Consider the following 22,671-nt stretch of genomic DNA (forward strand, 5'->3'; position numbering starts at 1 on the left):
CAGGGGGGACCCTGTGGGAGAGTAGGACGCCGCCGAACAATTATTCCGGGAAAGCCCCGTGCCCTTGTGGCACGGGGCTTTTCTGCGTTCACAGTCCTTCTGCCAGCACCCCTGTGCATCGACGTTCGGACGGTGAGGGTAAGGTCAGGGGGCATCATTGGCACGTTCTTCACAGGAGGCCCCCGGGTGGAGGTCCAGGAGACTCGAGTTCAGACGGACCGAGTACTCACCATCCCCAACATCCTCAGCATGGCTCGCCTCGTCGGCGTACCGCTCTTCCTGTGGCTGATTCTTCGCCCCGTGTTCGGCGGGCCCAACAGCGATGGCTGGGCCCTGCTGGTTCTGATGCTGAGCGGGGTCAGTGACTACCTCGACGGCAAGCTCGCCCGTCGCTGGAACCAGATCAGCAGTCTCGGCCGGCTCCTGGATCCGGCCGCCGACCGCCTCTACATTCTCTCGACCCTCGTCGGGCTCACCTGGCGGGAAATCCTGCCGCTCTGGTTGACGGCCGCGCTCCTCGCCCGTGAGCTGATGCTCCTCGTCATGGTCGGAATCCTGCGTCGGCACGGCTATCCGCCGCCTCAGGTGAACTTCCTCGGCAAAGCTGCAACATTCAACCTGATGTACGCCTTCCCCTTGTTGCTGCTCAGTGACGGAAGTGGTTGGCTTGCTTCGCTGGGCACCATTTTCGGATGGGCGTTCGCTGGGTGGGGTACAACCCTCTATTGGTGGGCAGGGATCCTGTACGTGGTCCAGGTCCGCCGTCTGGTCAAGGCGGATGAAGTAGCCGATTAGCTCGTCGACGAGGCGCCGTGCAGAGTCGCCGGCCCGCACCGGATAGTTGTGGTGTCGCCCCGACGGGTGAAGTCGGCCAGACCGTCGTCTCTTCGAGGAGGACGTTTCCGACATGAAGGCCGTCGTGATGGCAGGCGGCGAAGGCACTCGCCTTCGCCCCATGACCTCAAGCATGCCCAAGCCGCTCCTGCCCGTGGCCAATCGGCCGATCATGGAGCATGTGCTGAGGTTGCTCAAACGGCACGGGCTCAATGAGACCGTGGTGACCGTCCAGTTCCTCGCCTCCCTCGTCAAGAACTATTTCGGTGACGGCGAAGAGCTCGGGATGGAGCTCAGTTATGCCAACGAGGAGAAGCCCCTCGGTACCGCGGGAAGCGTGAAGAACGCCGAGGAAGCTCTGAAGGACGACACCTTCCTGGTCATTTCCGGCGACGCTCTCACCGACTTCGACCTCACGGACCTCATCGCCTTCCACAAGGAGAAGGGTGCCCTCGTCACGGTATGCCTGACCCGGGTCCCGAATCCCCTTGAATTCGGCATCACGATCGTGGACGAGGAAGGTAGGGTAGAGCGCTTCCTCGAGAAGCCGACCTGGGGTCAAGTCTTCTCGGACACGGTGAACACGGGTATCTACGTGATGGAGCCCGAGGTCTTCGACTACGTCCAGGCCGACACCTCGGTGGACTGGTCCGGCGACGTGTTCCCGCAGCTCATGAAGGACGGCAAGCTGATCTGCGGCTACATCGCGGAGGGCTACTGGGAAGACGTGGGCACGCACGAAAGCTACGTGAAGGCACAGGCCGACGTGCTGGAGCGCAAGGTCGACGTCGAACTCGACGGATTCGAGATCTCTCCGGGCGTCTGGGTCGCGGAAGGCGCCGAGGTCCACCCCGACGCGGTGCTGCGCGGGCCTTTGTACATCGGTGACTACGCCAAGATCGAAGCAGGCGCGGAGATCCGCGAACATACCGTGGTGGGTTCGAACGTCGTCGTGAAATCCGGTGCGTTCCTCCACCGGGCGGTCGTGCACGACAACGTCTACATCGGACAGCACAGCAATCTGCGCGGCTGTGTGATCGGCAAGAACACCGACATCATGCGGGCCTCCCGCATCGAGGACGGCGCGGTCATCGGCGACGAGTGCCTGGTCGGTGAAGAATCGATCATTCAGGGCAATGTCCGGGTCTACCCGTTCAAGACCATCGAGGCCGGTGCCTTCGTCAACACCTCGGTGATCTGGGAGTCGCGCGGCCAGGCGCACCTCTTCGGAGCCCGCGGTGTCTCCGGGATCCTGAACGTCGAGATCACTCCGGAGCTCGCCGTCCGGCTCGCCGGCGCATACGCGACGACCCTGAAAAAGGGCGCGACGGTGACCACCGCCCGTGACCACTCCCGCGGTGCCCGTGCGCTGAAGAGAGCGGTCATCTCCGCGCTGCAGGCCAGCGCCATCGACGTCCGCGACCTGGAGAACGTCCCGCTGCCGGTGGCCCGCCAGCAGACCGCGCGGGGCAGCGCCGGCGGAATCATGATCCGTACGTCTCCCGGCGTGCCGGATTCGGTCGACATCATGTTCTTCGACGAGCGGGGAGCTGATCTCTCCCAGGCACGCCAGAGAAAGCTGGACCGGGTCTACGCCCGTCAGGAATACCGCCGTGCCTTCCCCGGAGAGATCGGGGACCTGCACTTCCCGTCGAGCGTCTTCGACTCCTACACGGGTTCACTGCTGCGCAACGTCGATACGGAAGGCATCGCCGACGCGGGCCTCAAGGTGGTCGTGGACGCCTCCAACGGCAGCGCCGGGCTTGTTCTGCCCAGCCTGCTCGGCCGCCTCGGTGTGGACGCCCTGACCATCAACCCGGGGCTCGACGAGTCACGGCCGACCGAGTCCGCCGAGTCCCGGCGCGCGGGACTGGTGCGCCTCGGCGAGATCGTGTCGTCCGCACGGGCCGCCTTCGGCGTCCGGTTCGACCCTGTCGGTGAACGGCTGTCCCTCGTCGACGAGCGGGGACGCATCATCGAGGACGACCGGGCGCTGCTGGTCATGCTCGACCTCGTGGCTGCCGAGCGGAGGAGCGGGCGGGTGGCCCTGCCGGTGACGACCACGCGCGTCGCCGAACAGGTAGCGGCTTACCACGGGACGCAGGTGGAGTGGACGACCACGTCACCCGACGACCTGACCAGAGTGGGCCGCGAGGACACCACGATCTTCGGCGGTGACGGCCGAGGCGGCTTCATCGTGCCCGAGTTCAGCAGCGTCTTCGACGGTGCGGCGGCCTTCGTCCGGCTCATCGGTCTGGTGGCCAGGACGCAGCTCACCCTCAGCCAGATCGACGCCCGCATCCCGCGCGCCCATGTACTGCGACGAGACCTCGCCACACCTTGGGCGGTCAAGGGACTCGTCATGCGCCGGGTCGTGGAGGCCGCCGGTGAGCGCAGTGTGGACACCACCGACGGTGTCCGGGTCGTCGAGACCGACGGCCGTTGGGTGATGGTGCTCCCCGACCCGTCGGAAGCGGTCACTCATCTGTGGGCCGAAGGCCCTGATGACGCCTCGGCCCAGGCACTGCTCGACGAATGGGCGACGGTCGTGGACAGCGCCGGCGACTGAGCCGGTGCCCGTCGGTCCGGAAGCCGGCGTGCCGCGGCTTCCGGACCGACGGTGGGGCCATTCGGCGGCAGCAGGCATGACGTGCGACGATGTGCGGCATGTCGCAGCCGCCCCCCGATCGGAGCAGCGCTCCGCCGCGTCCTCGCCCCGACGCCTCCATGTCGCTGCTGACCACGGTGATGGAACACAGCCTCGACGAGGGATACGCCGAGGCGTCGGCCCGTCGCCGGGCCGAGGGCGGTCAGGGAATGCCGCGCACGCTGAAGGCGAAGCTCGGTCTCGCCGGGGGCCTGGTACTGGCCGCTCTCGTAGTGACGCTCGGAGCCGCGGAGGCGCAGGTCGCGGCGCCGGTCGTGGCCAAGGAGCGTGAAGAGCTCATCGACCGGGTGAACGCCGAGACCTCCACGGCGGACACGCTCGAGGCGGCTGTCGAGAAGTTGCGCAAGGACGTCGGCGAGCGGCAGCGCAAAGCACTTCAGGAGCACGGCGGGGACCAGGGCGCCCTGGTGGCTCTGCTGTCGGGAGCCACCCCGGTCGAAGGCCCGGGGATCAAACTGGTCGTGGACGACGCTGAGGACACGGACCAGGGCGGTGGTGGGCCGCGAGAGTCCACCGGCTTCGCCGACACCGGACGGGTACGTGACCGGGACATGCAACGCGTCATCAACGGGCTGTGGCAGTCCGGGGCCGAGGCGGTCTCCATCAACGGGCAGCGGCTCACGGCGCTCTCCGCGATCCGCGCGGCGGGCGACGCCATACTGGTCGACAACAGGCCGCTGGTGCCGCCGTACACGGTGCTGGCGGTGGGGGACGGACAGAGACTCGCCACCGCCTTCCGGGACAGTGCTGACGGCCAGTATCTTCAGGCGCTGCACGAGAGCTTCGGCATCCGCACCAGCATGTCCGAGCAGGAGAAGGTGCGCCTCCCGGCCGCGCCCAGCCTGATCGTACGCACAGCAGAGCCTCAGGCCGCAGACACGGGCAGTGGTGCGGCAGACACAGGGAAGGGCACATCGTGATCGCCGTACTGGGCCTCGTCGTGGGAGTCGTGGTCGGACTGTTGGTCCGGCCCGAAGTGCCGGCGGTGGTCGAGCCCTATCTGCCGATCGCCGTGGTGGCCGCGCTCGACGCCGTCTTCGGCGGTCTGCGGGCGATGCTCGACGGGATCTTCGTGGACAAGGTCTTCGTGGTGTCGTTCCTGTCGAACGTCGTGGTGGCCGCCCTGATCGTCTTCCTCGGCGACAAACTCGGCGTCGGCGCCCAGTTGTCCACCGGAGTGGTGGTCGTCCTCGGCATCCGCATCTTCTCCAACGCCGCGGCCATCCGCCGGCACGTCTTCCGGGCGTGAGGCCGATGAGCGACAACGAACAGAACTCGAACAGCGAACGGAACTCCGGCGGGGTACACGCCGGGGCACTCCCGGCCGAAGCACCCGCGCCGGAGCCGTCACCGCCGGCCCGTTCCGAGGAGATCTCGGGTCGGCAGCGGCTTCGGGCCGGTCTCTGGCCGCCCAGGGTCAGCAGGGCCCAACTGATCGTCGCACTGCTGTTGTTCGTCCTAGGTCTGGGGCTGGCCATCCAGGTCAGGTCGAACAGCGACAACAGCGCTCTGCGTGGCGCCCGCCAGGAGGACCTGGTCCGTATCCTCGACGAGCTCGACAACCGAACCCAGCGCCTCGAGGACGAGAAGCAGCGTCTCGACGACCAGCGCACGGAACTCGAGAACAGCTCCGACCAGGCGGAGGAGGCGCGGAAGCAGACGCTCGAAAAGGAGCGTCAGCTCGGTATCCTGGCAGGTACCGTGGTGGCGCACGGTCCAGGCATCACCCTGACCATCAGTGATCCGACCGGTGCGGTGGAGGCCGACATGCTCCTGGACACCATCCAGGAGCTGCGCGCCGCAGGCGCCGAGGCGATCGAGATCAACGGTGTGCGGGTGGTGGCCAATACATACTTCTCCGGTGACGGGGGAGAGTTGAGAGTCGACAGCCGGAAGATCGAGGCGCCCTACGCGTTCGAAGTCATCGGCAAGCCGCAGGACCTGGAGCCGGCGCTGAACATCCCCGGCGGCGTGGTGCAGACGCTCGAGAAGGAGCAGGCCACGGCAGAGGTGACGCGTGCCGACGACATCGTCGTGGACGCCTTGCGACCGGCGAAGCAGCCTGACTACGCTCGGTCGTCGTCCCGGTGAGGCGGGGGCGCGCGGTCTTCGAAGGACACGGCCACCGGGTTGCGGGGGGTCGGCGCAACGGATCGGTGACGCGTGGTGGAAACTGTCGGGTGGATACGGACGTTGTGAAGATGTCCGGGTCGGCAGGTGTGTTCATTCAGGGTTCGTCCTGCCCCACGGGCGGGTCTATTTCGGTCAAGGGGAAACGCCCGTGAAGTTGTTTGCGAAGTTGTTCGGAAAGAGTGCCCGCGAGGACAGCAACAACGCTGCCCGCCACCGCGCTCCGCGTCAGGGTGCCGAGGAGCAGGGCTCGGAGCGCCCGCTCTTCCGCGACGAGGTCCAGGGAGCCGTCGGCGGGGCCGGCGCGCCGTCCGGTCCCGGAGGCGCGGGCATAGGTTCCATGTCGGCCTGCTCGAGGTGCGGGCATCGGAATGCCCAGGCCAGCCGTTTCTGCTCCAACTGCGGTGCGCCGCTGAGGGGCGGAGTGCCCGAGCGTGCCTCGGAGACGACCTCGACCATCTCGATCTCCGGTATCGAGGCGTACGAGGCCGAGGCGACGGGCCAGACGGCCCTCCCCTCGCTCTCCCCGGAGGCTCAGGCCGCGGTCGACGCCCTGCCGGCCGGATCCGCGCTGCTGGTGGTCCGACGGGGACCGAACTCCGGCAGTCGCTTCCTGCTGGACGGCGACCTCACGACGGCCGGCCGTCACCCGGAGAGTGACATCTTCCTCGACGACGTGACCGTGTCGCGGCGTCATGTGGAGTTCCGCAGGAGCCCGGAGGGTAGTTTCACCGTGGGCGACGTCGGCAGCCTGAACGGCACGTACGTCAACCGCGAGCGCATCGATTCCGTCGCGCTGACCAACGGCGACGAAGTCCAGATCGGAAAGTACCGGCTGGTCTTCTACGCGAGCCAGCGGGGCGTGTGACCTCCCTCGGACTCCGTCCGGGGGGACCCTCAGGAAGGTCCATGCTGCGAACACCCACAGGCGGTGCCGGTAACGGCACCGCCGCCGCAGGCGAGCGCGCGATGAGCATCGGCACGGTGCTTCTGCAGTTGCGCGACGAATTTCCCGAAGTCACCATCTCCAAGATCCGCTTCTTGGAGGCGGAAGGCCTCATCGAGCCTCAGCGGACGCCGTCGGGCTACCGGAAGTTCAGCCCTGCGGACATCGAGCGGCTTGCTCAGGTGCTGCGCATGCAGCGGGACCACTACCTGCCGCTCAAGGTCATCCGTGAGCACCTGGAAGCCCTGGCCCGCGGTGAGCAGGCGGTACTGCCTTCCGGTGGGCAGGGTGAGCCCGTGGACGCCTTCCGCGACCAGGGGCCGGGGCAGGCCACCGCCGCCCGTATCGGACGCTCCGAGCTCCTGGCCGCCGCTGAGGCCAGCGAGGAGCAGCTCGACGAGTGGGAGTCGTACGGGCTGATCGTGCGCGCCCCGGGGGGCAGCTACGACGCCGAGGCGGTGACGGTGGCGCGTCTGGTGGCGGACCTGGGCAGGTTCGGTCTGGAACCTCGGCATCTGCGGGCCGTGAAGGCTGCCGCGGAGCGCGAGGCGGGGCTGGTCGGGCAGGTCGTCGCGCCGCTGCGTCGGCATCGGAATCCGCAGACCAGGGCCCATGCGGAAGCCACAGCGAAGGAGCTTGCGGAGCTCTCGATCCGGCTCCACGCCGCGCTCGTGCAGAGTGCTCTGAAGGCCGACTTCCACTGAGGGCGCAGGAGCCCGACTATCCAAACATGGCGGGCACGTCCTAGGGTTGCTGTGTGAACGAGCTCGACGTTGTGGGTGTCCGGGTGGAAATGCCCTCCAACCAACCGATCGTGCTCCTGCGTGAAGTGGGAGGCGACCGGTACCTCCCCATTTGGATCGGCCCTGGGGAAGCGACTGCGATCGCCTTCGCCCAGCAGGGCATGGCTCCGGCCAGGCCGCTGACCCATGATCTCTTCAAGGATGTGCTCGAGGCGGTAGGCCAGGAGCTCACCGAGGTCCGCATCACGGACCTGCGGGAAGGGGTCTTCTACGCGGAGCTGGTCTTTGCCAGTGGGGTGGAGGTGAGCGCCCGGCCGTCCGATGCCATAGCGCTCGCCCTGCGCACCGGTACGCCGATCTACGGCAGTGACGGTGTGCTGGACGACGCGGGAATCGCCATTCCGGACGAGCAGGAGGACGAGGTGGAGAAGTTCCGCGAGTTCCTCGACCAGATCTCGCCGGAGGACTTCGGCACGAACAGTCAGTGACCGTCCTGCGGTGGCGGTGTCAGCGCATTCGACAAGCCGTTCCCTGAAAGCACTCAGGGGAAACCACCCTCAGGGTGATTATCACTCGGCGTGCCGAGTGTGGCGATCGTTGACGCACCCCTGGTGACTGCCTACCTTCGAGGTGGCAGGTCAAGGACGGAGGTCGGCGTGAGAAGCAGCGGCGACGGTACGGTCGCGGGTGGACCGTATCGGCAGCACGGCAGTGCGGCCGACCATTCCATCAGACAGCCGGTTCAGCCGGCGGCGGTGGCGGCGGACGGTGTGGCAGTGGCAGGGGACATCGGCTACCGGGGGCCCACGGCGTGCGCGGCGGCCGGGATCACCTACCGCCAGCTCGATTACTGGGCGCGTACGGGACTCGTGGAGCCGAGCGTGCGTCCGGCGTACGGGTCGGGGACACAGCGTCTCTACAGTTTCCGGGACGTGGTCCTCCTCAAGATCGTCAAGCGGTTCCTGGACACGGGCGTCGCCCTCCAGAACATCCGCACCACCGTTCAGCACCTCAGAGCCCGCGGATTCTCGGATCTCGAGCGGATGACTCTCATGAGTGACGGGGCGACGGTCTACGAGTGTTCCTCGCCCGACGAGGTCGTGAACCTGCTCCAGGGCGGCCAGGGCATCTTCGGTATCGCGGTCGGTGTCGTCTGGAAGGACGTCGACGCGGCCCTGTCCCAGCTGCACGGGGAGCGCGTCGACACCGGGGAGACCCTGATCGGTCACAACCCCGCTGACGAACTGGCACGGCGGCGCAATCGCGCGGGCTGAGGAGCCGGGGCAGAGCGGGGTGGTGCGAGTGCCGGGCAGGGCGGTTGTCAGTGGTGTAGGGCAGCATCGGTCCATGTGAGAGCCGCGCCGACCATCCTGCATCTGGACATGGACGCCTTCTACGCCTCCGCGGAGCAGGCCGCGAAGCCCAGCCTCCGTGGCAAACCCGTGGTGGTGGGTGGACTGGGGACGCGCGGAGTGGTCGCCACCGCCTCGTACGAGGCTCGGCGACTCGGCGTGCATTCGGCGATGCCGACGGCACAGGCGCGGCGGCTCGCGCCCAACGCCGCGTACCTCGTCCCGCGATTCGCCCTCTACCGGGCCGTCAGCGATCAGGTGATGGAGCTTCTCGGACGGCTGTCACCGCTCGTCGAGCCGCTCAGCCTGGACGAAGCCTTCGTCGATCTTGAGGCCGGGGGCGTGGCCGACGACTCGGCCTCCGCGCGTGCGGTCGGTGAGCACCTGCGCACCGTGATCAGGGACGTCACAGGACTCAGTGGTTCGGTCGGCCTCGCCGGCTCGAAGATGCTGGCCAAGATCGCCTCCGAGGAGGCGAAACCTGACGGGCTGCTCCTGATCGAACCCGGCACCGAGCGCCAGCTCCTCGCGCCCATGCCCGTGCGCACCCTTCCGGGTGTGGGGCCCGCCACCGGCGACCATCTCCGACGCGCCGGTATGACCGTCGTCAGCCACCTCGCGGAGGCGGGCGAGGCGGAGCTGGTACGGCTGCTGGGCAAGGCACACGGCGTCTCGCTCCACCGCATGGCGCAGGGCTACGACGACCGTCCCGTCGTCGCCGAACGGGACGCCAAGTCCGTGTCGGTCGAGGACACCTTCGACGTGGACCTGCACGACCGCGTGCGCGTCCGGGCGGAGGTGGTGCGTCTCGCCGACCGCTGTGTGCAGCGGCTGCGAGACGCCGGACGGTCGGGGCGGACCGTCGTCCTCAAGGTCCGCCGCTACGACTTCTCCACGCTCACCAGGTCCGAGACCCTGCGCGGCCCCACCGATGACCCCACGGTGGTCAGGGAGGCCGCTGCACGGCTTCTGGAGGCCGTGGACACGACCGGCGGCGTACGCCTGCTCGGCGTCGGCGTCACGGGGCTGGCGGACTTCACCCAGGAAGACCTCTTCGCCCAGGCGGCCGACGCGGAGCACGCCGCCGGGGAGTCGGCGGCCGCCGACTCCCCGGGCGAGCGGGACACCACGGTGGAGGGGGCGGAAGACCGGGAGGGCGAGGAGCCGCCGGCCTCCCGCCGCTGGCCGGCCGGACACGACGTACGGCACGACGTCCACGGCCACGGTTGGGTGCAGGGCAGCGGCGTCGGCCGGGTCACCGTGCGCTTCGAGGAGCCGTGGACGCGTCCCGGCCGGGTACGTACGTTCCGCATCGACGATCCGGAGCTGCAGCCGGCCGATCCGCTGCCCCTCGTGCGGTACCCGGCGGACTACTCCTCGTGGCCGGCGAGCTTGCCGAAATCCCTGTCCGGGCCCGTCCCGGCGGAGGGCGAGGGTGAGGTGTCCAGCCCGTAATGACGGTAGAGCTGCAGTTCCTGCTCAGGAGACAGATGGCGGCCCACGCCGAAGTCGGGCGCGTCCTTGATCAGGGCCCGGTCGAAGGGCACCAGCAGGGAACCGTCGACGAATTCACTCGGGTCCAGCGGGACGAACGCGTCCCTGGTGAAGAGACCGGTGCGTACGGCGGCCCACTCGGGCACCCCGGTGGCGTCGTCGAGATAGACCTCGTCCACCGTTCCGATCTTTGCCCCTTGACGGTCGAAGGCCTTGCGGCCGATCAGGCTGCGCGGATCGATGTCGGTCTGCACGGTGCCTCCCACTGGTCACGACGGCATCAGGTGGTCGCGGCTGCTCCACAGCACTACGAAAGGCCAGATCCGTGTGGTCGGCCACTCGAGACGGCCCGCGCCGGCCTCGCTGGTAGGCTGGAACACGGCTGCTGACCCTGTGCGGGAGAGTTCTCCGGAGTCATCCGGAGGCGCCGAAGGAGCAACTCCTCCCCGGAATCTCTCAGGCCCCCGTACCGCACGGACGAGGTCACTCTGGAAAGCAGGGCGGAATCCGTACGGCACGCGCCGCGACGGGTACCTCCCTCACCGACGGTGAAAGCCGGTATGCCCCAGGGCGCGCCGGTGAAGCTCTCAGGTCGAGATGACAGATGGGGAGGCCGTTCGGGCAGCCACGCCGTGGCGCCCCTCGCAGGTCGTGACAGACCAGGAGGCCTCCATCATGACCCCCCGTCGCACTCCGCTCTCCCAGCTGGAGCAGGGCATTCCGTTCGAGCAGCGCCACATCGGGCCTGATGCCGGGGCGCAGGCGAAGATGCTCGCCCAGGTCGGCTACGGCTCCCTCGACGAGCTCACCGCCGCCGCGGTGCCCGACGTGATCAGGAGCGCGGAGGCGCTGAACCTCCCCGAGGCCCGCACCGAGGCCGAGGTCCTGACCGAGCTGCGCAGCCTGGCCGACCGCAACCAGGTGCTCGCCCCGATGATCGGGCTCGGCTACTACGGCACGTTCACCCCGCCGGTCATCCTGCGCAACGTCATGGAGAACCCCGCCTGGTACACGGCGTACACGCCGTACCAGCCGGAAATCTCGCAGGGCCGGCTCGAGGCTCTCCTGAACTTCCAGACGGTGGTCGCCGACCTCACCGGACTGCCGACCTCGGGCGCCTCACTCCTCGACGAGGGAACGGCCGCCGCCGAGGCCATGGCGCTGGCGCGACGGGTCGGCAAGGTGAAGGACGGCGTCTTCCTGGTCGACGCCGACACCCTGCCGCAGACCATCGCGGTGATCGAGACCCGCGCCGAGCCGACCGGTGTCGAGGTCGTCGTCGCCGACCTCAGCGACGGAATCCCGGCACAGATCGCCGAGCGCGGCGTCTTCGGTGTGCTGCTCCAGTACCCGGGCGCCTCCGGTGCCGTACGGGACATCAGGCCCGTCATCGACCAGGCGCACGAGCTGGGCGCGATCGTTTCCGTCGCCGCTGACCTGCTGGCTCTTACGCTGCTCACCTCGCCGGGTGAGCTGGGGGCGGACATCGCCGTCGGCACCACGCAGCGCTTCGGTGTCCCGATGGGCTTCGGCGGACCGCACGCCGGCTTCATGGCGGTACGCGAGAAGTTCGCCCGCAGCCTGCCCGGCCGACTCGTCGGGGTCTCCGTCGACGCGGACGGCAACAAGGCCTACCGTCTGGCACTGCAGACCCGCGAGCAGCACATCCGCCGCGAGAGGGCCACCAGCAACATCTGTACGGCGCAGGTGCTGCTCGCCGTCATGGCAGGCATGTACGCCGTCTACCACGGGCCCGAGGGGCTGCGGACGATCGCCCGGCGCACCCACCGGTTCGCCACCGTCCTGGCCGAGGGGTTGCGCGCCGCCGGAACCGAGGTCGTGCACGACACCTACTTCGACACCCTCACGGTCCGGGTGCCGGGCACGGCGGCCGATGTGGTCGCCGACGCGCGTGAGCGCGGGGTCAACCTGCGCCTCGTGGACGCCGACCACGTCTCCGTGGCGTGTGACGAGACCACCACGCGCACCCGTGTCGCCGCGGTCTGGGCGGCCTTCGGGACCGGTGGCGACATCGAGGCGCTGGACGCCGAGGCGGCCGATGTGCTGCCCGAGGGTCTACTGCGCACCGACGACGTCCTCACCCACCCGGTGTTCCACCGGTACCGCTCCGAGACGGCGATGCTGCGCTACCTCCGCAAGCTCGCCGACCGTGACTACGCGCTGGACCGCGGCATGATCCCGCTCGGCTCCTGCACCATGAAGCTCAACGCGACCGCCGAGATGGAGTCGATCACCTGGCCCGAATTCGGTGCGCTGCACCCCTTCGCGCCGGCCGAGCAGGCACAGGGCTTCCTCACCCTCATCCGTGAGCTGGAGGAGCGCCTCGCCGAGGTCACCGGTTACGACGCCGTCTCCATCCAGCCCAACGCGGGCTCGCAGGGCGAATTCGCCGGACTGCTGGCCGTGCGCGCCTACCACCGGGCCAACGGGGAGCACGGGCGCACCGTCTGCCTGATTCCGTCCTCCGCGCACGGCACCAACGCCGCGAGCGCCGTGATGGCCGGCATGAAGGTCGTCGTGGTGAAGACGGCGGACGACGGTGAGGTCGACATAGAGGACCTCCGGGCCAAGATCGCGACCCACCGCGACGAGCTGGCCGTCCTCATGATCACCTACCCGTCCACGCACGGTGTCTTCGAGGAGCACGTCGCGGACATCTGCGGCGAGGTGCATGACGCCGGTGGTCAGGTGTACGTGGACGGCGCCAACCTCAACGCGCTGGTCGGCCTCGCCAAGCCGGGGCATTTCGGCGGCGACGTCTCCCATCTGAACCTGCACAAGACCTTCTGCATCCCGCACGGCGGCGGCGGTCCGGGCGTCGGTCCGGTCGGGGTGAGGGCCCACCTGGCGCCGTACCTCCCCAACCACCCCCTCCAGCCCGCGGCGGGCCCGGAGACCGGCGTCGGCCCGATCTCGGCGGCGCCGTGGGGCTCGGCGGGTATCCTGCCGATCTCGTGGGCGTACGTACGCCTCATGGGGGGAGAGGGGCTGAAGCGTGCGACGCAGGTCGCCGTACTCGCGGCCAACTACATCGCCAAGCGCCTCGAACCGCACTTCCCGGTCCTCTACAACGGCCCGGCCGGTCTGGTCGCGCACGAGTGCATCGTGGACCTGCGGCCGATCTCCAAGGCGACCGGCGTCAGCATCGACGACATCGCCAAGCGGCTGATCGACTACGGTTTCCACTCGCCGACCATGTCGTTCCCGGTGGCCGGGACGCTGATGATCGAGCCGACCGAGAGCGAGGACCTCGCCGAGCTCGACCGGTTCTGCGACACCATGATCGCCATCCGCGGTGAGATCGACAAGGTCGCGTCCGGTGCGTGGAGCGCGGACGACAACCCGCTGCGCAACGCCCCGCACACGGCTGCGGCGCTCGGTGGCGAGTGGAACCACTCCTACACCCGTGAAGAGGCGGTCTTCCCGTCCGGCGTCACGCCCTCGGACAAGTACTGGCCGCCGGTGCGCCGGATCGACGGCGCGTTCGGTGACCGCAACCTGGTCTGCTCCTGCCCGCCGCTGGACGCGTACGACCAGTAGGCGGACACGTGTCGGGGCCGGTGCGGAGACTTCTCCGGGCCGGCCCCGTGCCCGTGGCGGCCGCGGTCAGGCGGCTTTCACCACCTGGCCGTTCTTCAGCGGGCGGTGGGGGGCGATGATCTGCCCGTCCGGAAGCAGTTCGCCGGTGTCCTCGAAGAGCAGGACACCGTTGCACAGCAGGCTCCAGCCTTGTTCCGGGTGGTGCGCCATCAGGCGCGCGGCTTCCCGGTCGTTGGAGTCGGCGGTCGGACAGGGTGGCTTGTGCTGGCACATGGGTGGGTTCTTTCGCTGCGTCGAGTCGAGGGTCCTGCGGCTGGGTGAGGTGTTCATGGCCGCCCCGTATCAGTCGGTCCGGTCCCAGTGTTGCCCTGCGGGCGTCTGTCCGCAGGGATTTCGCGGCAGCCGCCGCTCTCCTCCGACGACGTGTCACCCGGCCGGAGGGTGTTATCCAACTGGACTGTCCGTTCGGATGGTTCGGGGTGGCCTGAGCGGACTAGTCCGATCTGGCACGGACCCGCCCCCACCGAGCGGCTCGGCGGGGGCGGGTGGGAAGGCGGGTCAGGCGGGCGAGCCGAGGAGACCGGGGAGCCCGGGCACATCTGGCAGAGCCGCCGGGGTGACTCGTAGCGTCATGACCGGGAGCAGGTCCGCGACCCGGTGCGGTCGATGGGCCGTGATGCCCGGGGGCGCGGGTGCCAGGGGCACCAGCACATCGGTCGGTGCGAGAGCGCCGCTTCCTGCGTCGGCCTCGACGTCGTGGTGCAGCCACAGCGTGAACATGTACAGCTCGGGCACGGACAGCAGACGTGGCTGGTAGGACGTCGCCGTCGACTCCGTCTGCCGTACGGCGAGTTCGGTGGAGGCGATGTAGGGACCCTCGAGGAAGTGCGAGAAGGCCCAGCCGTCGGCGGTGTGCATGGTGTCCGCGGCGGCGATGGCGCGCCCACCGCTCCGGATCAGGAAGCGCCAGCCGGCGAGGCGGGTGCGCGGCGCCGCGTCGTTCGGCATGATCCGGTCCAGTACGTGGACGGGAAGCGGGAGTTCGGGGCTCAGCGATCCCTGGACGGAACGAAGAGCGGGCGTGTGGGCCTCGCGGACTGCGGTGGGAGAACCGAGTGCCGCGAGAACGCTGCGGAGTGCGGGCGCTGGGGCCGGGGAAACATGCAGCGGCATGGTGGGTTGCCTCTCACTTCGGAGACACGGTGATGCGCGGGCGGGTGCAGACGGCGCTGTCGGCGTGCGGGGCCAGAGGAAGGCCGGTGACGGGCGGACGGGCCGGTGCGTCAACTCTCTGCCTCGTTCGCAGAGTTTATACGACAAATGTTCACACGATGTTTCGGCTAGCCGTACCGCATATTGTGCGCAAGGAGGATTTGAGCCCTTGAATTGCGCGGTTTCTGTGGATTCGAGCCGCTTCCGACCCTCGCCGCCAGCTATTTTCTCGGTGCGGCGGTAGGCTGAAACTCATCGGTGTTTCCGCGGTGCGCATCGATCGCGCACCCTGCATATGCCTCATGCCTTCGGAATGTGCCTCCGGCTTCAGTCACCAGACTACCGGGTACCCGTGGGTCGTGCGGGCGTTACGGATCATCTCGTCGGGGCATTATCGATCGTGATACGAGCGGCCCTGTGCCTCGGGCCGCCTACTCGAGGAGGGACCCTTCGATGGGTGAGAAGGTCGTGGCGGGCGCTTTTGCCCCGTCCGATCGGCAGGCGTACCGCGAGAAGCTCACCCAGTGCCTGACCGGGCTGGGGAGGCTCCTGTCGGAGCGGAGGTTCGATCGCCCCAGAAATCTCATGGGGCTGGAGATCGAGCTGAATCTCGCGGGTTCGGACGGCATGCCGAGGATGCGGAATGCGGAGGTGCTCCAGCGCATCGCCAGCCGGGATTTTCAGACCGAACTGGGGATGTTCAATCTGGAAGTGAACATTCTTCCCCACCGGCTGAGCGGCCGGGTTTTCGATCAGCTGGCCGAGGAGTTGCGCACAGGACTGGCGTATGCCCACCGTAAGGCTGCGGAGGTCGACGCGGGGATCGTGATGATCGGCATCCTGCCGACTCTCGGACAGGACGATGTCGTGTCGGCGAACCTGTCGGACGTCGACCGGTACACGCTTCTCAACGATCAAATGACGGCTGCGCGCGGAGAGGAATTCGCCCTCGATATCGAAGGTGTCGAGCGATTGGTCTCGACCTCCGCCTCGATCGCCCCGGAAGCGGCGTGTACATCGGTCCAGTTGCACCTGCAGGTGACACCGGACCGTTTCGCGGATGTCTGGAACGCGGCCCAAGCCGTCGCGTCCGTGCAGATCGCCCTCGGGGCCAACTCGCCCTTCCTGTTCGGTAAAGAGCTGTGGCGCGAGTCGCGGCCACCCCTGTTCCAGCAGGCCACAGACGTGCGGCCGCCCGAACTGCGGAATCAGGGAGTGCGTCCCCGGACCTGGTTCGGGGAGCGCTGGATCAGTTCGGCGTACGAGCTCTTCGAGGAGAACGTGCGCTACTACCCGCCCCTGCTGCCGATCTGCGGCGAGGAGGATCCGCTGCGCGTCCTGGACGAGGGCGGTGTACCGGCACTGTCCGAACTCGTCCTGCACAACGGCACGGTCTACCGATGGAACCGCCCGGTGTACGGGCTGGCCGACGGTGTTCCCCATCTGCGGGTGGAGAACCGGGTCCTGCCGGCCGGCCCCTCGGTCGTCGATGTGATCGCCAATGCCGCCTTCTACTACGGCCTGGTGCGCGCGCTCGCCGACGAGCCCCGGCCGGTGTGGTCCAAGCTGCCCTTCGAGGCGGCGGCCGAGAACTTCGACGCCGCCTGCCGTCACGGAATCGACGCCGAACTGCTCTGGCCGCGCCCCGGCCGCTCCGGTGGCGTGGCGAAGGTGCCCGCGGTCAAGCTCGTGCGGGACGAACTGCTGCCGCTCGCGGCCGCCGGGCTCGACGCCTGGAACATCGAACCCTCGGACCGGGACCGCTACCTCGGCGTCATCGAGGAGCGGTGCAGGCTCCGGGTGAACGGCGCCTCCTGGCAGGTCGATACGTACCATCGTGCCCTGGAGGCCGGTCTCGAGCGGGAGGGTGCGCTGGCAGCCACCACCCGGCGCTACGGTGAGCTCATGCAGGCCGGTGAGCCGGTGCACACCTGGCCCGTCGGTTTTCCCGCACCCTGAGGAGCAGGCCGCCCGGTGTCCCGCCCCCCGTGCCCGTCGGGCAAGCTATGACGACGCATGGCTGACGGCAGGTGTACGGGTGGAGGCGGGGCGCGTGGCTGATTCCAATCCTCACGTGGGGGTGTCCCGGCGGACCCTCCGGTCGGAGACCCTGCTCGTGCTGGCTCTCTCACTCGGGGCCAGCGCGGTCTCTGCCCTGATCAGCTTCATCGGGTCGCTGACGAAACCGGGTGGCCTCAAGGATCAGGCTGCGACGCTGAACGGGTCGTACGCCCCCGGGCGGCCGTGGCTGGACCTGGCCTGGCAACTGTTCGGCATCGCGACGGCCCTGGTGCCCGTCGCGCTGGTCGCTCATCTGCTGATGCGGGAACGGGCCGGTCTGCGGTCCCTCGGCCTCGACCGCACCAGACCATGGCCGGACCTCGGCCGGGGCACCCTCGTCGCGGCGGGGATCGGCAGCGCGGGGCTGGCCTTCTACCTGGTGGCGCGGGCGGCGGGGTTCAACCTGACGGTGGTGCCGGAGTCACTGCCCGATGTGTGGTGGAAGTTTCCGGTGCTGATCCTCTCCGCGGTGCAGAACTCGCTCGTGGAGGAGGTCATCGTCGTCGGCTATCTGCTGCGCAGACTGGGGCAGTTGGGGTGGTCACCGATGGCCGCCCTGGTGGCTAGCTCAGTGCTGCGCGGCTCGTACCACCTGTACCAGGGGATCGGCGGTTTCATCGGGAACATGGTCATGGGCGTCGTCTTCGTGCTGCTGTACAGGCGCTGGGGGCGGATCGGGCCGCTGGTCGTGGCCCATGCCCTGCTCGACATCGGGGCGTTCGTCGGCTACGCGCTGCTCGCGGGAGAAGTGGGCTGGCTGCCCACACCGTAAGCCTGCCCCTGACAGGAAGAGCATCGCGCGCACAGGTGTCCGTATGTCGATGAGCCGCATCACTCCGGAGTTCGACCCGGTGCTGCACCGTTCCGCTCCCACAGTGGCGTGGTTGGCCCACCCCGTCCGATCGTGCGCTTCGCGGCATCCACTGGGAGGTGCCGGTCCACACCTCAGAGCCCGGTGAGCAGTTCCCCGTCGATCACCGTGACGGCCCGTCCGGTCAGCAGTGTGCGCTCGCCGCGCAGCGAGGTACGGACCACGCCCGAGCGGGCGGAGGCCTGGAGGCCGATGAGGTCGTCGCGGCCGAACCTGCCCGACCAGAAGGGCGCCAGCGCGGTGTGGGCGCTTCCGGTCACCGGGTCCTCGTCGATGCCGACCCGGGGGAAGAAGCCACGCGAGACGAAGTCGTACCCGCGCGTGGGGTCCGCGGCCGCCGCTGTGGCGATGACGCCCCGCCTGGAGCAGGCGACGAGCGCGTGGAAGTCCGGCCGTAGGGCGCGCACGGCCGCTTCGTCCGCCAGTTCCACCAGGAGATCGCCGACGTGCTCACCCGTGTCGTGCAGGGAGAGGGGCACCGCACCGAGCGCTTCCGCCAGCCCGGGTGGGGCGGGCACCGACGTCAGCGGGGCTGTGGGGAAGTCCAACGTCACGTTGCCGTCGTCGTGGGCGGTGGTGCGCAGGACGCCGGATCGGGTGGCGTGGCGCACCGTGCCGCTCGCGGTGCCGGTGGTGTGCAGTACATGGGCGGTGGCCAGCGTCGCGTGCCCGCAGAGATCGACCTCGGTGGCGGGAGTGAACCACCGCAGCGCCCAGTCCGCCTCACCGCCGGGCGGCAGGGGGTGGCAGAACGCGGTCTCCGAGAGATTGACCTCGGAGGCGATGAGCTGGAGGCGGTCAGCCCCTGGAAAGGTGCCGGAGTCCAGGATCACGACTCCGGCGGGGTTGCCGGCGAAGGGGCGGTCGGCGAACGCGTCAACGATGCGGATCTTCATGCAGCCGACCGTAGGCGGGGTCGCTGCGCGCGGTCCAAGGCCAATCGGGGAAACGCGGCCCGATCGTGGTGCGCCGCGGGCGCCCGGAAGCGGGGCGCTGCCCCCGCCGGGGGCGCTGTGCACGGGCCTCGCACTGTTTCAAATGCCTGAACGGAACGGTCCGGACCGGGAGTCCGCGAAGGGCGCCCGTCCGTCGTCGCGCTCGACCTGCACCGGGCGGGATGTCGGTACCTCTCGAGGCGGCCTTGCCAGGCGATAGCTTCCGATATATCGTTGAGGCATCGCGATCGTTCACTGAACAGTCGCATATCCGCAAGGAGGAGAGGAGCGCAGTCATGCGTGCACATGGAGACGACCACGGATACGGCCCGGGTCGCCGAGGCGCCGGCAGGGGCCCCTTCGAAGGTGGCCGTGCCGCGTTCGGGCCGTTCGGACCGCCCTTCGGTGGCGGGCCCTTCGGTGGCGGACGCGGCCGAGGGGGCGGGCGGGGGAGGGCCAGGCGCGGTGACGTACGCGCATCCATCCTCGCGCTGCTCAAGGACCGCCCGATGCACGGCTACGAGATGATCCAGGAGATCGGCGAGCGCAGCGGAGGGGCCTGGAAGCCCAGCCCCGGCTCGGTGTACCCCACCCTTCAGATGCTGGAGGACGAGGGTCTGATCACCAGCGCCAGCGAGGGCGGGAAGAAGCTGTTCACGCTCACCGACCTGGGACACGGCGAGGCCGAGTCCGGCCCCGACGCCCCCTGGGAGGAAGCGGGGCGCGGTGTCGACTGGGAGGGTGTGAACGAGATCCGCCAGGCCGGCTTCGGCCTCATGGAGGCGTTCGGCCAGGTCTGGAAGACCGGCTCGGCCGACCAGCGGCAGAAGGCTCTCACGGTGATCAACGACGCCCGTAAGAAGCTGTACCTGATCCTCGCCGACGAACACTGAGCGTGAGGTGTCTGCGAACCGAGAAGGGTCCCCGGCCGGGGACCCTTCTTCTCTCTGTTCGCTGCGCACGACGCCGAACTGCCTCGTACGGCGCGATCTCATCCGCAAGGATGAGGGCTCCCTCTCCGTTCCCCGCCTTTCGCGGGATGGCGGATGGGTCGCACCGGGGATGTTTTCCCTCCCTGGGACTGATGGGGTGGAGGTGTGCACATCCGGACATCGAGGTTCCCCGAACCGACCCCGCCGAACCATCCGTGGTCCGGTACCGGGCTGAGCGCTGCCATGACCGGTGTCGTGAGCGGCGCGCGCAGGCGGGCCGTGCGCGACGGTGACCGGCATGTCGATACTGCTCATCTCCTGCACTCCCTCGTCGAGTCGGACCCCGAGGTGCGGGAGGCCTTCGACGGTGGGCCGCGACTGGCCAAGGTGCTCGGATATCTCGTCCAGCGCAGCATCGGGTACGGCCTCAGCTGGCAGGGGACACAGGAGGATTCGGGCGCTTTTCCGGCCGTACGGGAGCCCGCGGGTGAAGGGTGGTCGCCCTCTGCGGCAGCGGCGCTGGACCGCGCCGCACGTGCCGCGCTCTCGCGCGGGGAACCGTACGCCGACGGCCTCGATCTGCTGGCGGCCCTGGTCGCGGATCCGCGGTGCCGGGCGGTCGAGGTGCTGGAGCGGGCAGGGGTCGCAGCCGAGTGGCTGGCCGGCCGCGCGGCCGTGAGCGGCTCGCAGCGGTGATCATGAACACGCGACGGACAGGTGTGACGGTGATGACGCTGCTGACGCCTGCTGCCATGATGTGCCGATGCACGCGTCTCAGGGGAGAAGAGCGGGTCTGGGCCTGGCCCTTGTCTCGGCTTTCGCATTCGGTGGTTCAGGGGTTGCGGCCAAGCCGCTGATCGAGGCGGGACTCGGCCCACTGCACGTGGTGTGGCTACGGGTGGCCGGCGCCGCCGTGGTCATGCTGCCGGTTGCCTGGCGGCACCGTCATCTGGTCCGGGAGCGGCCCGTCCTGCTGGCCGGCTTCGGACTGTTCGCCGTGGCCGGGGTGCAGGCCTTCTACTTCGCCTCGCTCTCTCGTATCCCGGTCGGCGTCGCCCTGTTGATCGAGTATCTGGCGCCCGCACTCGTCCTCGGCTGGGTGCGCTTCGTGCAGCGACGGCCTGTCACCCGCGCCGCCGCGGCCGGTGTGGTGCTGGCGGTCGGCGGGCTCGCCTGCGTCGTCGAGGTGTGGGCCGGTCTCAGCTTCGACGTGATCGGGCTGCTGCTCGCTCTCGGCGCGGCATGCTGCCAGGTGGGCTACTTCGTCCTGTCGGACCAGGGCGCCGGCCACGGGGACACGGCCGACGCCGAACCGCCGCACCCGGTAGGAGTGATCGCGTACGGACTGCTGGCCGGCGCGGCCGTGCTGACGGTGGTGGCCAGGCCCTGGGGCATGGACTGGGCGGTCCTCGGCGCAAGTGCGGACATGGGCGGCCACGACGTCCCGGCGTGGCTGCTCCTCGGCTGGATCGTGCTGCTCGCGACGGTGCTGGCCTACGGCACCGGTGTGGTGTCGGTGCGGCTGCTCTCACCCCAGGTCGCGGGTGTCGTGGCTTGTCTCGAGGCGGTCGTCGCGACCGTGCTCGCCTGGGTGCTCCTGGGCGAGCACCTCTCGGCACCGCAGCTCGTGGGCGGCGGAGTGGTGCTGATCGGCGCCTTCATCGCGCAGTCGTCCGCGCCCAAGCCCCCGTCGGGGCCGGTCGCGTCGGCTCATGGGGCGAAGGGTGCGCGCGAGCCGGCCGGGACCGGAGGCGAGTTGTCCCGGCCTCCGGCATCGCCGTAGGGTGTCGATCATGCCGCAGACCGTACTTCCGCCTCCTGCCGCCTAGCGCGAGGCGGCCACTCCGGACGAAGACCCGGCTCGGGTACGCCCCGAGCGGTTCGTCGCTGCCCGCGCGCGGAGCCGAGCGACCACCCCTTCTTCTGGAGCGTCACATGTCCCACCCTGTTTCCGGCCTGCCTGTCGGGCGGAGCCTCGTCTATCTCGTCGTCGCCGGTATTGCCTGGGGTACGGCCGGTGCGGCCGCCTCCCTGCTCTTCCGGATCAGCGATCTCGGTCCCCTCGCCCTGTCGTTCTGGCGCTGCGTCGGCGGTCTCGTCCTGCTGGCCGGCGCGCTCGCGCTGCGTCCCCGCCGCCCGCGTGCCGCCGCCGAGCCGCGCCGTCGGCGGCTGCTACGCATCCTGGGGACCGGTGTCGGTCTCACCGTGTTCCAGAGCGCGTACTTCGCGGCCGTCGAGGCGACCGGACTCGCCGTCGGCACCGTGGTCACGCTGGGGGCGGGGCCCGTCCTCATCGCTGTCGGCGCGCGGCTGACCATGGGGGAGCGGCTGGGCAAGGGCGGGATCACCGCCGTGGCCGGTGCGCTCACGGGCCTCGCCGTGCTGGTGCTCGGTGGCGAACCGGCCGAAGTACGGCCCAGCGGACTGCTGCTGGCCGTACTGTCCGCCGCCGGGTATGCGGCGATCACCCTGCTGACCCGATGGCTCGGCCGGGACGGCGCGGCGGGCGACTCCTTGTCCACCAGCGCATGGGCCTTCGCCATCGGCACCGTGGGACTGCTGCCCATGGCGGCGGCCGAAGGCCTCCTGCCGCACACCGCCGAGACGGGTCAGGTGCTGTGGCTGCTCGTCTATGTGGCGGCGGTGCCGACCGCACTCGCCTACGCCCTCTACTTCGCGGGCGCCGCAGCGGTCCGGTCGGCGACCGTCTCGGTCATCATGCTCCTCGAGCCGGTGAGCGCGGCTGTCATCGCGGTGACCGTCCTGCGGGAGCGGCTCACCGCGGCCACGGTCATCGGCACGCTGCTCCTGCTCACCGCCGTGGCGGGGCTGGCCTTCGCCGAGGCACGTGGCACCGCGGCCGCCCGTCGCCGGACCGCCGTGGCGGCCTGAGCCGAGGGCACAAGGGCGTGCGGTCGGCAGCTGCCGGGTA

21 protein-coding genes and 1 riboswitch are annotated in these 22,671 nt (G+C 69.2%); of the genes, 17 read left to right on the forward strand and 4 right to left on the reverse strand.

Annotated features, from left to right (window positions below; genetic code table 11):
• Positions 1-186: 186 nt before the first annotated feature.
• From ACFYSH_RS27290 to ACFYSH_RS27335, 10 genes are all read left to right on the forward strand, one after another.
• Complete coding sequence (locus ACFYSH_RS27290) at positions 187-795, forward strand: CDP-alcohol phosphatidyltransferase family protein (protein WP_104790512.1); 609 nt, start codon at positions 187-189, stop codon at positions 793-795.
• A gap of 112 nt (positions 796-907) precedes the next feature.
• Positions 908-3,403, forward strand: coding sequence for a mannose-1-phosphate guanyltransferase (locus ACFYSH_RS27295; RefSeq protein ID WP_359473224.1), 2,496 nt, complete (start codon positions 908-910; stop codon positions 3,401-3,403).
• A 98-nt stretch (positions 3,404-3,501) separates the two neighbouring features.
• Positions 3,502-4,422, forward strand: a complete 921-nt coding sequence (locus tag ACFYSH_RS27300) for a DUF881 domain-containing protein (RefSeq protein WP_359473226.1) — start codon at positions 3,502-3,504, stop codon at positions 4,420-4,422.
• Complete coding sequence (locus ACFYSH_RS27305) at positions 4,419-4,751, forward strand: small basic family protein (protein ID WP_003970459.1); 333 nt, start codon at positions 4,419-4,421, stop codon at positions 4,749-4,751. Before ACFYSH_RS27300 ends, ACFYSH_RS27305 begins: the two co-directional genes overlap by 4 nt.
• Positions 4,752-4,756: 5 nt before the next feature.
• Positions 4,757-5,593, forward strand: a complete 837-nt coding sequence (locus ACFYSH_RS27310; protein ID WP_388755999.1) for a DUF881 domain-containing protein — start codon at positions 4,757-4,759, stop codon at positions 5,591-5,593.
• Positions 5,594-5,783: 190 nt separating this feature from the next.
• Positions 5,784-6,500, forward strand: a complete 717-nt coding sequence (locus ACFYSH_RS27315; protein WP_388756002.1) for an FHA domain-containing protein — start codon at positions 5,784-5,786, stop codon at positions 6,498-6,500.
• 41 nt (positions 6,501-6,541) lie between these two features.
• Complete coding sequence (locus tag ACFYSH_RS27320; protein WP_359473234.1) at positions 6,542-7,282, forward strand: MerR family transcriptional regulator; 741 nt, start codon at positions 6,542-6,544, stop codon at positions 7,280-7,282.
• 53 nt (positions 7,283-7,335) lie between these two features.
• A complete protein-coding gene (locus ACFYSH_RS27325) occupies positions 7,336-7,809 on the forward strand; it encodes a bifunctional nuclease family protein (protein ID WP_006123076.1) in 474 nt (157 codons plus the stop codon).
• A gap of 168 nt (positions 7,810-7,977) precedes the next feature.
• Positions 7,978-8,595, forward strand: a complete 618-nt coding sequence (locus tag ACFYSH_RS27330; protein ID WP_359473237.1) for a MerR family transcriptional regulator — start codon at positions 7,978-7,980, stop codon at positions 8,593-8,595.
• A gap of 75 nt (positions 8,596-8,670) precedes the next feature.
• On the forward strand, positions 8,671-10,128 hold the full coding sequence (locus ACFYSH_RS27335; RefSeq protein WP_359473239.1) for a DNA polymerase IV: 1,458 nt from the start codon (positions 8,671-8,673) through the stop codon (positions 10,126-10,128).
• On the opposite strand, the gene ACFYSH_RS27340 is transcribed toward ACFYSH_RS27335, so the two are convergent.
• Positions 10,044-10,421, reverse strand: a complete 378-nt coding sequence (locus ACFYSH_RS27340) for a PRC-barrel domain-containing protein (RefSeq protein WP_359473241.1) — start codon at positions 10,419-10,421, stop codon at positions 10,044-10,046. The two genes, ACFYSH_RS27335 and ACFYSH_RS27340, sit on opposite strands and share 85 nt — an antisense overlap.
• Positions 10,422-10,553: 132 nt before the next feature.
• Positions 10,554-10,649, forward strand: a riboswitch (glycine riboswitch).
• 193 nt (positions 10,650-10,842) lie between these two features.
• Here ACFYSH_RS27340 and gcvP point away from each other — a divergent pair.
• Positions 10,843-13,728 (forward strand): aminomethyl-transferring glycine dehydrogenase, encoded by a 2,886-nt coding sequence (gene gcvP / locus ACFYSH_RS27345; protein ID WP_359473244.1) that lies wholly within the window; start codon positions 10,843-10,845, stop codon positions 13,726-13,728.
• Positions 13,729-13,794: 66 nt separating this feature from the next.
• On the opposite strand, the gene ACFYSH_RS27350 is transcribed toward gcvP, so the two are convergent.
• Both ACFYSH_RS27350 and ACFYSH_RS27355 read right to left on the reverse strand, forming a co-directional pair.
• Positions 13,795-14,001 carry a DUF5999 family protein gene (locus ACFYSH_RS27350; RefSeq protein WP_359473473.1) on the reverse strand — a complete coding sequence of 69 codons (207 nt, stop codon included), beginning with the start codon at positions 13,999-14,001 and terminating at the stop codon, positions 13,795-13,797.
• 285 nt (positions 14,002-14,286) lie between these two features.
• On the reverse strand, positions 14,287-14,901 hold the full coding sequence (locus ACFYSH_RS27355) for a hypothetical protein (protein WP_359473247.1): 615 nt from the start codon (positions 14,899-14,901) through the stop codon (positions 14,287-14,289).
• Between the two features lie 492 nt (positions 14,902-15,393).
• Between ACFYSH_RS27355 and ACFYSH_RS27360 the strand changes: the two genes are divergently transcribed.
• Positions 15,394-16,899, forward strand: a complete 1,506-nt coding sequence (locus ACFYSH_RS27360) for a glutamate-cysteine ligase family protein (RefSeq protein ID WP_359473250.1) — start codon at positions 15,394-15,396, stop codon at positions 16,897-16,899.
• A 94-nt stretch (positions 16,900-16,993) separates the two neighbouring features.
• A complete protein-coding gene (locus ACFYSH_RS27365) occupies positions 16,994-17,773 on the forward strand; it encodes a type II CAAX endopeptidase family protein (RefSeq protein WP_359473253.1) in 780 nt (259 codons plus the stop codon).
• Between the two features lie 173 nt (positions 17,774-17,946).
• Here the strand turns inward: ACFYSH_RS27365 and ACFYSH_RS27370 are convergent, their stop codons facing one another.
• Positions 17,947-18,768: a PhzF family phenazine biosynthesis protein gene (locus ACFYSH_RS27370; RefSeq protein WP_359473256.1), complete on the reverse strand. Its 822-nt coding sequence runs from the start codon at positions 18,766-18,768 to the stop codon at positions 17,947-17,949.
• 335 nt (positions 18,769-19,103) lie between these two features.
• Between ACFYSH_RS27370 and ACFYSH_RS27375 the strand changes: the two genes are divergently transcribed.
• From ACFYSH_RS27375 to ACFYSH_RS27390, 4 genes are all read left to right on the forward strand, one after another.
• On the forward strand, positions 19,104-19,700 hold the full coding sequence (locus ACFYSH_RS27375; protein ID WP_359473259.1) for a PadR family transcriptional regulator: 597 nt from the start codon (positions 19,104-19,106) through the stop codon (positions 19,698-19,700).
• Between the two features lie 204 nt (positions 19,701-19,904).
• Positions 19,905-20,435, forward strand: coding sequence for a Clp protease N-terminal domain-containing protein (locus ACFYSH_RS27380; RefSeq protein ID WP_388756008.1), 531 nt, complete (start codon positions 19,905-19,907; stop codon positions 20,433-20,435).
• A 67-nt stretch (positions 20,436-20,502) separates the two neighbouring features.
• The gene (locus tag ACFYSH_RS27385) at positions 20,503-21,522 is read left to right on the forward strand and encodes an EamA family transporter (RefSeq protein ID WP_359473265.1); all 1,020 of its coding nucleotides are present in this window, start codon (positions 20,503-20,505) and stop codon (positions 21,520-21,522) included.
• A 152-nt stretch (positions 21,523-21,674) separates the two neighbouring features.
• A complete protein-coding gene (locus ACFYSH_RS27390) occupies positions 21,675-22,631 on the forward strand; it encodes a DMT family transporter (RefSeq protein ID WP_359473268.1) in 957 nt (318 codons plus the stop codon).
• Positions 22,632-22,671: the final 40 nt, after the last annotated feature.

Origin of the sequence: Streptomyces sp. NPDC005791 (assembly GCF_042871485.1) — a bacterium.
Classification (GTDB): Bacteria; Actinomycetota; Actinomycetes; order Streptomycetales; family Streptomycetaceae; genus Streptomyces.